The organism is Amycolatopsis keratiniphila (assembly GCF_000400635.2).
Classification (GTDB): domain Bacteria; phylum Actinomycetota; class Actinomycetes; order Mycobacteriales; family Pseudonocardiaceae; genus Amycolatopsis; species Amycolatopsis keratiniphila.
In genome coordinates this window covers 2,941,383-2,954,276 of sequence record NC_021252.1, presented here as the reverse complement: position 1 = coordinate 2,954,276, position 12,894 = coordinate 2,941,383, and the positions used below count along the sequence as shown (strand labels likewise).

11 protein-coding genes are annotated in these 12,894 nt (G+C 70.7%); 3 read left to right on the top strand and 8 right to left on the bottom strand.

What is annotated here, in order from left to right; translation table 11 throughout:
- Positions 1 to 42: 42 nt before the first annotated feature.
- On the bottom strand, positions 43 to 966 hold the full coding sequence (locus AORI_RS54855; protein WP_016333129.1) for a hypothetical protein: 924 nt from the start codon (positions 964 to 966) through the stop codon (positions 43 to 45).
- A gap of 80 nt (positions 967 to 1,046) precedes the next feature.
- Between AORI_RS54855 and AORI_RS54850 the strand changes: the two genes are divergently transcribed.
- Positions 1,047 to 3,509, top strand: a complete 2,463-nt coding sequence (locus AORI_RS54850) for an FHA domain-containing protein (protein ID WP_016333128.1) — start codon at positions 1,047 to 1,049, stop codon at positions 3,507 to 3,509.
- A gap of 111 nt (positions 3,510 to 3,620) precedes the next feature.
- On the opposite strand, the gene whiA is transcribed toward AORI_RS54850, so the two are convergent.
- The 4 genes from whiA to uvrC are packed head-to-tail and all read right to left on the bottom strand — an operon-like array spanning position 3,621 to position 8,449.
- A complete protein-coding gene (gene whiA, locus AORI_RS54845; RefSeq protein ID WP_005152315.1) occupies positions 3,621 to 4,610 on the bottom strand; it encodes a DNA-binding protein WhiA in 990 nt (329 codons plus the stop codon).
- Positions 4,601 to 5,602 carry a gluconeogenesis factor YvcK family protein gene (locus AORI_RS54840; protein WP_016333127.1) on the bottom strand — a complete coding sequence of 334 codons (1,002 nt, stop codon included), beginning with the start codon at positions 5,600 to 5,602 and terminating at the stop codon, positions 4,601 to 4,603. Before AORI_RS54840 ends, whiA begins: the two co-directional genes overlap by 10 nt.
- On the bottom strand, positions 5,589 to 6,446 hold the full coding sequence (gene rapZ, locus AORI_RS54835; protein ID WP_034311885.1) for an RNase adapter RapZ: 858 nt from the start codon (positions 6,444 to 6,446) through the stop codon (positions 5,589 to 5,591). The genes AORI_RS54840 and rapZ overlap by 14 nt, the downstream gene beginning before the upstream one ends.
- A 50-nt stretch (positions 6,447 to 6,496) precedes the next feature.
- The gene (gene uvrC / locus AORI_RS54830) at positions 6,497 to 8,449 is read right to left on the bottom strand and encodes an excinuclease ABC subunit UvrC (RefSeq protein ID WP_081809663.1); all 1,953 of its coding nucleotides are present in this window, start codon (positions 8,447 to 8,449) and stop codon (positions 6,497 to 6,499) included.
- Between the two features lie 249 nt (positions 8,450 to 8,698).
- Between uvrC and AORI_RS54825 the strand changes: the two genes are divergently transcribed.
- Together AORI_RS54825 and AORI_RS54820 are read left to right on the top strand one after the other, a co-directional pair.
- Positions 8,699 to 9,436, top strand: a complete 738-nt coding sequence (locus tag AORI_RS54825) for a S1 family peptidase (RefSeq protein ID WP_016333124.1) — start codon at positions 8,699 to 8,701, stop codon at positions 9,434 to 9,436.
- Positions 9,437 to 9,529: 93 nt separating this feature from the next.
- Complete coding sequence (locus AORI_RS54820; RefSeq protein ID WP_016333123.1) at positions 9,530 to 10,309, top strand: exodeoxyribonuclease III; 780 nt, start codon at positions 9,530 to 9,532, stop codon at positions 10,307 to 10,309.
- Between the two features lie 322 nt (positions 10,310 to 10,631).
- On the opposite strand, the gene AORI_RS54815 is transcribed toward AORI_RS54820, so the two are convergent.
- The 3 genes from AORI_RS54815 to AORI_RS54805 are packed head-to-tail and all read right to left on the bottom strand — an operon-like array spanning position 10,632 to position 12,870.
- Positions 10,632 to 11,075, bottom strand: a complete 444-nt coding sequence (locus AORI_RS54815; RefSeq protein WP_043848734.1) for a PH domain-containing protein — start codon at positions 11,073 to 11,075, stop codon at positions 10,632 to 10,634.
- Positions 11,076 to 11,092: 17 nt separating this feature from the next.
- The gene (ribH, locus tag AORI_RS54810) at positions 11,093 to 11,599 is read right to left on the bottom strand and encodes a 6,7-dimethyl-8-ribityllumazine synthase (RefSeq protein WP_016333121.1); all 507 of its coding nucleotides are present in this window, start codon (positions 11,597 to 11,599) and stop codon (positions 11,093 to 11,095) included.
- Positions 11,596 to 12,870, bottom strand: coding sequence for a bifunctional 3,4-dihydroxy-2-butanone-4-phosphate synthase/GTP cyclohydrolase II (locus AORI_RS54805; RefSeq protein ID WP_016333120.1), 1,275 nt, complete (start codon positions 12,868 to 12,870; stop codon positions 11,596 to 11,598). The genes ribH and AORI_RS54805 overlap by 4 nt, the downstream gene beginning before the upstream one ends.
- Positions 12,871 to 12,894: the final 24 nt, after the last annotated feature.

Genomic DNA, 12,894 nt, shown 5'->3' with positions numbered 1-12,894 from the left:
CGGAGGCTGTTTCCATCCGTCGTCGCCGCGGAAACCGCCGCGTTACGCCTGCCCGCCGGAGGTTAACGCCCGGGAGAGGACCTCGCCGGTGCGTCGCTTGGCGAGGTAGAACGCGGCCTCGTGCGGTTTCGCCCCGTTGTCGACCGTGTAGCCGCTGTCCAGGACCCCGTCGGCGCCGGGGAACAGCCCGGTGAGGTCGGGCCGGGCGGCGACGAGGTCGTCCCGGTCGGCCAGGTTCACCCAGCTCGCGACGCCGGGCGGCACGGACGGCGGCTGCGGGCGGGTCCGTTCGTAGACGACCGTGCGCAGGCCCAGCGGCGAGCCGAGGGTGAGCAGCAGCGGCAGCGGCCGGCCGTGCCGATGGGCGGCCTCGTAGGCGACGACGGAACCCAGGGAATGCCCGACGATCGCCTCGGTCTCCGGCCCGATGTGCTCGGCGACGCGGGCCTGCACGCGTTCCCGGATCGTCTCGTCGGTGAGGTACAGCGTCACCTGCTTGAGCGCCTTGACCACCACGCGTTCGGCGAACGCCACCCCGAGCCGCGCGAACGGCTTCAGCCGCACCAGCGCGTTCAGCACCGGACGGGCGGCCGCGCGCACACCTTGGGTCTCCCCCGCCGGACCGCCGAGCAGATCGAGTTCGGCCCTCGCCCGGTTCCGGTCCGCCTCGCGGGACGCCGAAGAGGCCGCGTTCCGGAGCCATTCCGCCGCCAGCACTTCGGCGAGTGCCCACTCGTCCGGGGTGAGTTCGTCCGCGCCGCCCTGCTGGCCTTCCTTCCGGAAAAGGTCACCGTAGAAGGCCATCCGCGCGTCGCCGGGCCGGGCGTCGCGCCACAGCGTGTCGGCCAGCGCGGCGTCACCGGCGAGGCGGACCCCGCCCGCCAGGCTCGGCAGCCATTCCGCTTCGAGCGTGTCCGCGGACTTCTGTTCCTGCGCGATGCCGTGCACCAGAACGATCCGAGCCATGGCGCACAGTATCGCGGCCGCCCTTGCCGGTGGCCCTCCGATGAGACAAAGTGATCGCCGTGGGAGAGCGGAGGTCGTTGGTGGTCGCGTCGCAATGCGACTCGCTGAACCTTCTCTCGTTCCTCCCCGACGCGGCCCATCAGGTCTCGAGGGCCCTGCTCGACCCCGAGATCGGTGGCTGCGTCCCCGCCCTCGAAGACGGTCGCGGCCTGCTCGTCGACCCGACGATGGCCGAGCTGGACGACGCGCTGGTGGAAGCCTTCGAGCGCGCGTCGGAAGACGAGGCGACGCTCTTCCTCTCGCTCGTCGGGCACGGCGAATACGCCGACGACGACTTCTACTTCCTCACCAAGGACACCGATCTGCCGGTGGACAGCCGCCGCTCCTTCCTGTTCGCCCAGCGGATCAAGGAACTCCTCGGCCGGTACTCGATGCTCGACGGGCTGGTGATCCTGCTCGACACCTGTCACGCCGGCATCGGGGCTCGACAGGCGGGTCAGCGCTGGCTGCGGATCGTCGGTGAGGCGGGCAAGCGGTTCGACCTGCTCACCGCCTCGGACGATCGGGTCGCCGCGAACGGGTGTTTCAGCCGGTCGCTGGTCTCGGTCCTGCGGACGGGGCACGCGGAGTTCGGCGAACGCGTCCGGTGCGCGGATCTCAAACGGGTGATCACCGGCCTGTGCCCGGCGCAGACCGCCGTCCACCTGGGTTTCGACGGCACCCGCGAGGTGGCCGAGGCCGATCAGGGGCTGTGGCTGGCGCTGAACTCCTCCCCCGCCTGGCGGCGTTCGCCGCTCGCCGGGAACCCGGCCGCGCCCACGATCGAACGGCTGACCGCGCGCTACCAACCGGATCCGCAACTCGGCGAGACCGTCGGGCATCTGCTCACCGGTGCCCGGCTGGTCGCGATCACCGGCGAGGAGGGGTCGGGGAAGTCGACCATGCTCGCCGCGCTCGCCCGGCCTTCGGTGGCCGGATCCTATGTGCCGCCCGATTTCCTGCACGCCGTGCTCTTCGCGAGCCGGGGCGACACGGCCGAGCGGCTCGCGAGCGAACTCGCCCGTCAGCTGCGGCGCAGCGTGCCCGGTTTCGCCGACGCCGAGCAGACGTACCGGACCGGGCTCGACGACGTCGGCCGGAGCGGTGCTAGCGCTTTCGATCTGGCGCTGCTCGGCCCGCTGCGGGCCCTCGCTCCACAGTGGACCGGAGCGCCCGTGCGGATCGCGATCGACGGGCTCGACGACCTCGATCCCGATGTCCGGGAACGGCTGTGCGGTCTTCTCCGCAGCCTGTCGACGGCACCGGAGCTGGCGCTGGTCAAGACTGTCGCGACCACGCGGGATCCGGCGTGCCTACCGCCCGCGGTCGAGGTCCGCCTGGTGATGGCGGGCAGTTTCGAGCCGCCCGAAGGCTGGGGACCGCCGGTCGCCGACCCGGCTCCCGTTATCCAGGAACCGGAGGACAGCGGAGACTGGGGCAGCCAGCCCGGCTACGACACGGGTTCGCCCACCTCGCCGAGGATCACCCCCGCCACGCTGATCATCGACGTTCCCGGGCAGCCGCCCGCGTACCACGAACTGTCCTTCGGGCTCACGACGCTCGGCCGCAGCAGGAACGCCGCGGTCCGGCTCGGCGACTCGCGGGTGTCGCGGCTCCACTGCAAGATCCGCTGGGACGGTACGAACGCGTGGCTGACGGACCTCGACTCCGCCAACGGCACCTTCGTCAACGGGCAGCGGGTGCCTGACGCCCGGCTGGCGCACGGGGACGTGCTCCGGCTCGGCGACTCGACGGTCACCTTCATCAGCGTGGCGCACGAGGACGCCGACGTCGAGCAGAGCACCGGCGCGGTGGCCTCGCCGCGGCCCGGGCACGCGGTCCTGCTGGAGTTGCTGGGTCTCGCCGCCTCCCGCGGGCCCATCCCGATCTCGATCCTCACCGCGGCGAGCGCGGCGGCGGGCGGTCCGGACCGGCGGGTGCGCGTCCGTGACTTCCTGGCCGGGCTCGGTGACTCGGTCAGCCGGGCACGGGCGGGCCTCGCCGACGAAACCGTCCTGTGGACCGGAGAGCCGCCCGTTCTCTTCCCCGACGCGGCGGCCCGGCTGTACGCCCGGCTGGCGGTGGCGACCTCGGAGGTGCCACTCGTGACCGGAGACGACGAGCCGACGCTGGAACAGAGCTACGCGGCGGCCGCCGAAGCCGAACACTTCTGGCACGCCGGGCTCCGTGAAGACGCCCTCGCCGCGTTGGAGCGACGGGCGTCCCACATCCCCGTCGAGAACCGGGAACGCTGGGCGGCTTGGGCGGACCGCGCGGCCAGGGAACTCGGTGACACCGACCGGATCACGTTGCGCTGCAAGGCACGGCACGCGACCTGGACCGGCAAGGCGGGTGACGCGGCCGGAGCGCTCGCCCGGTTCGAAGAGCTGTTGCCGATCGCCACGGCCGCCCTCTCCGGCGGCGACGAAGACGTCTTGAGCATCCGCAACGACATCGGGCACCTGCTCGCCGAGCCGAGCGGCATCGCGGAGCCGGCCCCCTGACCGCAGGACGCTCCACTGTGGACTGCCGACGGAGCGAGCACCGCATTTAGTCCTCTGAATGCGATCGATGCGCGTGCAACGACCGCATTCAGAGGACTGAACGCGGGTGGGTCAGGCTTCGTCTTCTTCCAGCATGTCCGGGGTGACGGCGGATTCGGTGTCCGGGATGCCTTGTTCCTTCGCCTTCTTGTCGGCCATCGCCAGCAGGCGGCGGATCCGGCCGGCGACGGCGTCCTTGGTCATCTGCGGATCGGACAGCTGGCCCAGTTCCTCGAGCGAGGCCTGCCGGTTCGACAGCCGCAGCTTGCCCGCGGCGAGCAGGTGCTCCGGGGCGGATTCGCCGAGGATGTCCAGCGCCCGCTCCACCCTGGCCGCCGCCGCGACGGCCGCGCGGGCCGAACGCCGCAGGTTCGCGTCGTCGAAGTTCGCGAGCCGGTTCGCGGTGGCGCGCACCTCGCGGCGCATCCGCCGCTCTTCCCAGGCGAGCACGCTCGTGTGCGCGCCGAGCCGGGTCAGCAGGGCACCGATCGCGTCACCGTCGCGCACCACGACCCGGTCCGCCCCGCGGACCTCGCGTGACTTGGCCTGGATGCCCATCCGCCGGGCGGCGCCGACGAGCGCCAGCGCGGCCTCGGGCCCGGGGCAGGTGACCTCGAGCGACGACGAGCGCCCGGGTTCGGTGAGCGAACCGTGCGCCAGGAACGCGCCGCGCCAGGCGGCTTCCGCGTCGGCGACGCCACCGGACACGACGGCGGCGGGCAGCCCGCGCACCGGGCGGCCGCGCTGGTCGATCAAGCCGGTCTGCCGGGCGAGTCCCTCGCCGTCCTTGACCACCCGGACGACGTACCGCGTGCCCTTGCGCAATCCGCTGGAGGAAATGACGTGCACGTCGGACTGGTGTCCGTACAGTTCGTGGATCTCCTTGCGCAGCCGCCTCGCCACCGAACCGGTGTCGAGTTCGGCCTCCACCACGACGCGGCCGGCCACGATGTGCAGCCCGCCCGCGAATCGCAGCATCGACGCGACCTCCGCGCGGCGCGGGCCGATCTTGGTGATCTCCAGCCGGCTCAGCTCGTCCTTCACGGCGGCGGTCATCGCCATCGCTGCCCCTCCATACCTTCAGCTCCTCCCCCGGTGAGACCGAGAGCGTCTCGCATACAGCCCGCGAGCGCATCAGGATCATGCCGCCCCGTCACGACCGGGTCAGCCACCGCCCCCAGCAACGCCCGCGCGCCCAGTCTCCCGGCCGCGTCCCGCAACCGGGCTGGTGAGGGCACCGAGTCCCGGTCCGCGATGACCGCGTCCACCCGTAATTCCGGGGCGTGCTCGAAGAGTACGTCCAAATGCTTCTCCGGCGAGAACCCCGCCGTCTCCCCCGGTTGGGGGATCAGATTGAGGATCACGACCTTCGTGGCGTCCGTTCGGAGCAACGCGTCGTGCAGATCCGGCACCAGCAAATGGGGCAGCACACTCGTGAACCACGAACCCGGGCCGAGGAACACCACGTCCGCGTCGAGCACGGCATCGATCGCCTCGGCACAGCCGCGCGGCGGCCGGTCGGCCTGCCCGGTCGGGTGCAGGCTGATCCGGTGCACCTGCCCCGGGGTCGTCGCCACCGCCACCTGACCGCGGATCCGCCGCAGCGCTTCGGGATTCTCGGCGTCCAGCCCCGAAACCTCGCCCTGGATCTCCAGCGGTTCGGGTGACATCGGCAGGACTCGCCCGGAGATGCCCATGAGCCTGCTCGCCTCGTCGAGCGCGGCGACCGGATCCCCGAGCACCTCGAACAACCCGGCCAGCAACAGGTTCCCGACCGCGTGCCCGGCGAGCGCGCCGTCGCCGCCGAAACGGTGCTGGAACACCTCCGCCCACAACGTCCCGCCGTCTTCGGCGGCGAACGCGGCGAAGGCCTGCCGCAGGTCGCCCGGCGGCAGCAGCCCCAGCTCCCGGCGCAGCCTGCCGGACGAGCCCCCGTCGTCCGCGACGGTGACCACGGCGGTGACCTGCGAGGTCACCCGGCGCAACGCGGTGAGGGTGGCGTGCAGGCCGTGCCCGCCCCCCAGTGCGACCGCGCGCGGTTCACTCGCGGCCAAGGTCGCGGTGCACCACCTTCACGGCCATACCGTCCTCATTGGACAGACGCTGGGCGAGCTCCTCGGAGATCGCGACGCTGCGGTGCTTTCCGCCGGTGCAGCCGACAGCCAGCGTCAGATACCGCTTGCCCTCGCGTTTGTAGCCCGCGCCGATCAGGCGCAGGAGCTGGTGGTAGCGATCGAGGAACTCGTCCGCGCCTTCCTGGCTGAGCACGTAGTTGCGGACCTCGCCCTCGAGACCGGTGTGGTCGCGCAGTTCCGGGATCCAGAACGGGTTCGGCAGGAAGCGGACGTCCATCACCAGGTCGGCGTCCATCGGCAGGCCGTACTTGTAGCCGAACGACAGCACGGTGACCCTGGTCTGCGTGCTCGCCTCGGAGCCGAAGGCGTCCTCGATCTTGGCGCGCAGGTCGTGCACCGAAAGCGACGACGTGTCGAGCACGAGGTCGGCCTCTTCCCGCAGCGGCTCCAGCAGCGTGCGCTCGGCGGTGATGCCGTCGGCGAGCCTGCCGTCGCCCTGCATGGGGTGGCCGCGGCGGACGGCCTCGAACCGGCGCACCAGCACCGCGTCGGTGGCCTCCAGGAACAGGACGCGCGGCTTGTAGCCGCGGGCGTCGAGGTCCTTGATGACCGAAGCCAGGTCGTCGGTGAACGCGCGCGAACGCACGTCCATCACCACGGCGACCTTGGTGATCGCGCCCCGCGCCTGCGCGCCGAGCTCGACCATGGTCGCGATCAGCTCGGGCGGCAGGTTGTCCACCACGAACCAGCCCAGGTCCTCCAGGCATTTCGCGGCGGTGCTGCGGCCGGCGCCGGACAGACCGGAAACGACCGCGACCTCCATCCCCGAACCGCGGCCTTCTTCTTGCGCACTCACAATGGTCCCTTCACCGATCACGTACCGGACTCCCCCGCCGCCGCGGCTGTCTCCCCTGCGAGCGCCGCGACGACCGCTTCGGCGGTGCGCCTGCCGAAGCCGGGCACCGCCTCGATCTCTTCTATCCGCGCTTCGCGGAGTTTCTTCACCGAGCCGAAATGCTTGATCAGCGCGGTACGACGAGCCTGCCCCAGCCCCGGCACACCGTCCAATGCGGACACCTGCATCCGCTTGGACCGCTTCTCGCGGTGGTACCGGATCGCGAAGCGGTGCGCCTCGTCGCGAAGCCTCTGCAGCAGATACAGCGCGTCGGAGGTGCGCGGCAGGATCACCGGATCGGGATCGCCCGGGAGCCACACCTCCTCCAGCCGCTTCGCCAGGCCGACCACGGCGATGTCGGTGATGCCCAGCTCGGAGAGCACGTCCGCGGCGGCGGTGGCCTGCGGGCCCGCGCCGTCGACGACGAGCAGATTCGGCGCGTAGGCGAACTTGCGCGGTTTGCCGGTCTCCGGGTCGATGCCCGGGCGGTCCGGATCGACCCCTTCGGCGTTTTCCTTGAGATACCGGTAAAACCGGCGGCGGACGACCTCCGCGATCGATGCGACGTCGCCTTCCTCCGCGGCCTCACGCAAGGCGAAGCGCCGGTACTCGGACTTGCGCGGGATGCCGTCCTCGAACACCACGAGCGAGGCGACCACGTCACTGCCCTGGATATGGCTGATGTCGACGCATTCGATGCGCAGCGGCGCCGTTTCCAGCGCCAGGTAGTCCTGCAGTTCCGCCAGCGCCGCCGAGCGCGCGGTGAGGTCGCCCGCGCGGCGCAGTTTGTGCTGGGTGAACGCCTCACCGGCGTTGCGGGTCACGGTCTCGGCGAGCGCGCGTTTGTCGCCGCGCTGCGGCACCCGCAGGCTCACCTTCGACCCGCGCAGCCCGGACAGCCATTCGCCGAGCGCCTCCGCGTCGGCGGGCAGCTCGGGGACGAGCACCTCGCGAGGCACCGGGGAGCCGCCGTCTGGGTCGTCCGCGCGTTCGGCCTGCTCACCGTAGAACTGCGTGATGAAGTGATCGACGAGATCCTTGACGTCCATCTCTTCGGCCTTGTCGATCACCCAGCCGCGCTGCCCGCGGACCCGGCCGCCGCGCACGTGGAAGACCTGGACGGCGGCTTCGAGCTCGTCGTGGGCGAAGGCGACGACATCCGCGTCGGTGCCGTCGCCGAGCACGACCGCCTGCTTCTCCATCGCGCGCCGCAGCGCGCCGAGGTCGTCGCGCAGCCGCGCGGCGCGCTCGAACTCCAGCTCCTCGGACGCGGCCGCCATTTCCTGTTCCAGACGGCGGATCAGCGCGTCGGTGCGGCCGGCGAGGAAGTCGCAGAAGTCCTCGACGATCTCGCGGTGCTCGTCGGCGGAGACCTTGCCGACGCACGGCGCGGAGCACTTGCCGATGTAGCCGAGCAGGCACGGCCTGCCGATCTGGCCGTGCCGTTTGAAGACACCCGCCGAGCAGGTGCGCGCCGGGAAGACCCGGAGCAGCAGGTCGAGCGTTTCGCGGATGGCCCAGGCGTGTGCGTACGGCCCGAAGTACCGCACGCCCTTCTTGCGCGCGCCGCGATAGACGTGCAGGCGCGGGTACTCCTCGTTCATCGTGACGGCGAGGACCGGGTAGCTCTTGTCGTCGCGGTACCGGACGTTGAACCGCGGGTCGAACTCCTTGATCCAGTTGTATTCGAGCTGGAGCGCCTCGACTTCGGTGCCCACGACGGTCCACTCGACGCTCGCCGCCGTGGTCACCATCTGGCGCGTGCGCGGGTGCAGGCCCGTGATGTCGGCGAAGTACGAGTTCAGCCGGCTTCGCAGGCTTTTCGCCTTGCCGACATAGATGACCCTCTTCGTGGCGTCACGGAATTTGTACACGCCAGGGGCGTCCGGGATGCTCCCCGGCGAGGGACGGTAGGTGGTCGGGTCAGCCACATCGCCAAGCCTATGGGGCACCACCGACAGTCTTACGGGGCCCCGTCCTTAGCCGCGGTCCGGTCAACCCTTCGAGTGGCCATCCCCACCATCCGGTCGGTCTTTCACTACGCATACCGACCTAAGTCGGGTCTTCGGCCGTAACCGACGTTCGTTGGTTCCTACCGGGTGAACGGGTTGATTACTTTCCGTCCCAGTTCCACTTCATTCGGTTCTTCGTCAGATGACGCTCGAAAGGACTCCTGCACCGTGAGCCGTCTTCGTACGCTGGGCGCCGCCACCCTCGCCGCCGCAGCCCTCACCATGACCGCGGGCGCCGTCGCCTCCGCGGGCACCCCCACCGGTGTCCAGCCCAACATCGTGGGCGGCGGCACCGCCCCGACCGTGAGCTGGGGCGCCCAGATCTACGTCAACACCCCGGGCCGTCAGTGGGACGGGTTCAACTGCTCCGGCAGCGTCATCGCCCAGCGCTGGGTGCTGACCGCCAAGCACTGCCTCGACTCCGACGGCAGCGGCATGCGGGTCCGCGTCGGCAGCAACCAGCTCCAGGGCGGCCGTGAGATCGCCGTCGACCGCAAGGTGTCCTCGCCCAACGGCGCCGACATCTCGCTGCTGCACCTGGCCTCCGACGCCGGCGTCACGCCGATCACCCTGACCGGCTCGAACCCGCCGGTCGGCAGCACCAACCAGCTCTACGGCTGGGGCCGCGAGACCCCGACCGGCCCGCCCGCCTCGGCGCTGAAGGTCGCCAACGTCCGCGTCACCGGCACCTCGCGCGACGCCTACGGCGGCCCCGCCATCCAGAGCGTCGGCATCGACGGCTCGGCGTGGAAGGGCGACTCGGGCGGCCCCCAGGTCTACAACGGTGTCCAGGTCGGTGTCGCTTCGACCGTGCAGAACCAGAGCGGCTCGAACATCCGCGGCACCAACAACTACGGCAGCGTCGCTTCGGCCCGCTCCTGGATCCGCTCGACCACCGGGGTCTGACCTCCACCCCGGCCGGCCCCTGTCGCGACGTGACCCGTCGCGGCAGGGGCCTTTCACGTCAGGGTGTCGGTGGGGTGTGGGACGCTCGCGGGCATGCGGATCGCGACCTGGAACGTGAACTCGATCAGGCCCCGGCTGCCGAGGGTGCTGGAATGGCTCGGTTCGGCCCAGCCGGACGTGCTGTGCCTGCAGGAACTCAAGAGCGGCACCGACGCCTTCCCCGTCGAAGCGGTGCGGGAACTGGGCTACGAGACGGCCGCCTACGGCATCGGCCGCTGGAACGGCGTCGCGATCCTGTCGCGCGTCGGGCTGGAAGACGTGACGCGCGGGCTGACCGGCGAGCCCACCTTCGAGGACAAGACCGACGCGCGGGCCATTGGCGCCACCTGCGGCGGGCTGCGGCTGTGGTCGGTGTACGTGCCGAACGGGCGCGACCTGGAGAACCCGCACTACGGCTACAAACTCGCCTGGCTCTCGGCGCTGGAGGCGACCGTGCGGGAGGAGCAGGCGCGCGGCCTGCCGTTCGCGGTGCTCGGCGACTTCAACATCGCGCCGACCGACGCGGACGTCTGGGACATCGGCGTGTTCGCCGAATCGACGCACGTGACCGAGCCGGAGCGGAAGGCGCTCGCCGCGTTGCGGGACCTCGGCCTGTCCGACGTGTTCCCGCGGCCGCTGAAGTACGACCACCCGTTCACGTACTGGGACTACCGGGCCGGGAACTTCCCGAACAACAAGGGAATGCGGATCGACCTCGTGTACGCCGACGCCGTCGTGGCCGGCGCGGTGACGGATTCCTATGTGGACCGTGAGGCGCGGAAGGGGAAGGGGCCCTCGGACCACGCGCCGATCGTGGTGGATCTTTCGCTCTGAACGGTCTGTGGGGTGGTCCCGGATGTCATGAAAGGGTCGTTCAGGACGTTTTTCGTCCTGAACGACCCTTTCATGACACTTGAGTGAGCCCGACGAAGGAGCCTGCCCCGGATGCTAGGAACGGTCCTTTCCTGGCAAATTTTGCCAGGAAAGGACCGTTCCTAGCACTTGAAGGAGCCGGAGAGCGGGCGTGCCTCCTTGGCTCAAGTTCGTGAAGGCCCCCTTCACTGCGTCTAGCGCAATGAAGGGGGCCTTCACGTATTTGCACACCGCAAGGATCGCATTCAGAGGACGAAACGCGGTCGGTCGAAGAGAGAGCGCGTCAGCCCTCCCAGGCCGCCTTGTGCAGCCGCCGCAGCGCCCGCACCGCCGCCACCGCACGTTCCCGGTCCACGGCCTGCACGGCCATGACCGAGTAATACTCGTCCTCCGGCAGCTCCAGCCGGGCCCACGAGGCCCCGTCCGGGAAGCTCACCGAGAGCACCTCGCTCCACGCGAACCTCTTGGTCATCAGCACGTTCCGGACCTCGATGCCGTCGGCGTCGGCCTTCACGCGCGCGGTCGCGAACAACATCGTGCCCGCGGCGAGCAGGACCCCGATGCCGATCATCGCCGCCTGGTCGGACGGCTGGAAGATCACGCCGGTGTCCGAGCCGCGCAGCAGCACCGCGACGACGACGAACGTCGCCAGCAGGATCACCGCCAGCACGGAGCACATCACCAGGGCGCGGCGCGGCCGCACCACCACGACCTCGGACTCCGTCATCACATCCGCCTCGACGCTCACACGAATCCCCGCTCGGTCCACGGCTGGCGCAGGTTCCGCAGCGCGTGCGCGGCGTCCAGCGCGGCGACCGTCGCTTCGTAGCCCTTGTCCTCGACCGAGCCGGGCAGACCCGACCGGTCGAGGGCCTGCTGCTCGGTGTCGCAGGTGAGGACGCCGTTGCCGACCGGGGTGCTCTCGTCGAGCGCGACCCTGGTCAGGCCCGCGGTGACCGCGTCGCAGACGTACTCGAAATGCGGCGTCCCGCCCCGGATGACCACGCCCAGCGCGACGACGGCGTCGTGCGTGCGGGCCAGTGCCTGCGCGGCGACGGGCAGCTCGACGGCGCCCGCGACGCGCACGACCGTCGGCTCCTCCTCCAGGTCGGCCACTTTGGCCGCCTCGAGGGCGCGTTCCAGCAGGGCACCGGTGATCTTCGTGTGCCAGCGCGTGGCCACGATCCCGAGCCGGATGTTCTTACAGTCGGACAGGTCGAGTTCGACGTCCGGACGGCCTTCGCCGCTCACCGCGTGCCACCTCCGTTGCCCTGGTCGACCTCGGCGCCGACCTGGTCGAAATGCTCCAGCTGGGACAGGTCGTGCCCCATCCGGTCCCGTTTGGTCTTGAGGTAGCGCAGGTTCTCCGGGTTCGGCGAGATCGGCAGCGACACCCGCCCGCTGACCCGCAGGCCGTAGCCCTCCAGCCCGACGCGCTTGGCCGGGTTGTTCGTCAGCAGCCGCATCGAGCGGACGCCGAGGTCGCACAGGATCTGCGCGCCGGTGCCGTAGTCCCGCGCGTCGGCGGGGACGCCGAGCTGCAGGTTCGCGTCGACGGTGTCCGCGCCGGCGTCCTGCAGCTGGTAGGCCTGCAGTTTGTGCAGCAGCCCGATACCGCGGCCCTCGTGGCCGCGGATGTAGAGCACCACGCCGCGGCCCTCCTTGGCGACCGCTTCCAGCGCGGCCTCCAGCTGCGGGCCGCAGTCGCAGCGCAGCGAGCCGAAGACGTCACCGGTCAGGCACTCGGAGTGCACGCGGACCAGGATGTCCTCGCCGTCGCCGATCTCGCCGTAGACGAACGCGATGTGCTCGATGCCGTCGAGCAGGCTGTCGTACCCGACCGCGCGGAACGTACCCGCCGAAAGCGGGATCCGCGCCTCGGCGACCCGCTCGACCTGCTTCTCGGTGCGCCGCCGGTACGCGATCAGGTCGGCGATGGTGATCATCTTGAGATCGTGGTCCGCGGCGAAGACCTCGAGTTCGTCGCGGCGGGCCATGTCGCCCTCGTCCTTCTGCGACACGATCTCGCAGAGCACCCCGGACGGCGAAAGGCCGGCCAGCCGGGCCAGGTCGACGGAGGCTTCGGTGTGCCCCGGGCGCCGCAGGACGCCGCCCTGCTTGGCGCGCAGCGGGACGACGTGGCCGGGCCGCCGGAAGTCCGACGCCTTGGACGCCGGGTCGGCGAGCAGCCGGACAGTGTGCGACCGGTCGGCCGCGGAGATCCCGGTGGTGATGCCCTCGGCGGCGTCCACCGTGACGCTGTACGCGGTGCCGCGCTGGTCCTGGTTCGTGTGGTACATCGGCGGCAGGTCGAGCCGGTCCGCCTCGTCCTCGGTCAGCGCCACGCAGACGTAGCCCGAGGTGTAGCGCACCATGAAGGCCATCAGTTCCGGCGTGGCCTTCTCCGCCGCGAAGATCAGGTCGCCCTCGTTCTCGCGGTCCTCGTCGTCCACCACGACGACCGGGCGGCCCGCCTTGATGTCGGCGATCGCCGCCTCGATGGCATCGGCGTTCACGGCCACCCCGCCTCCACAGGGGGTCAGATC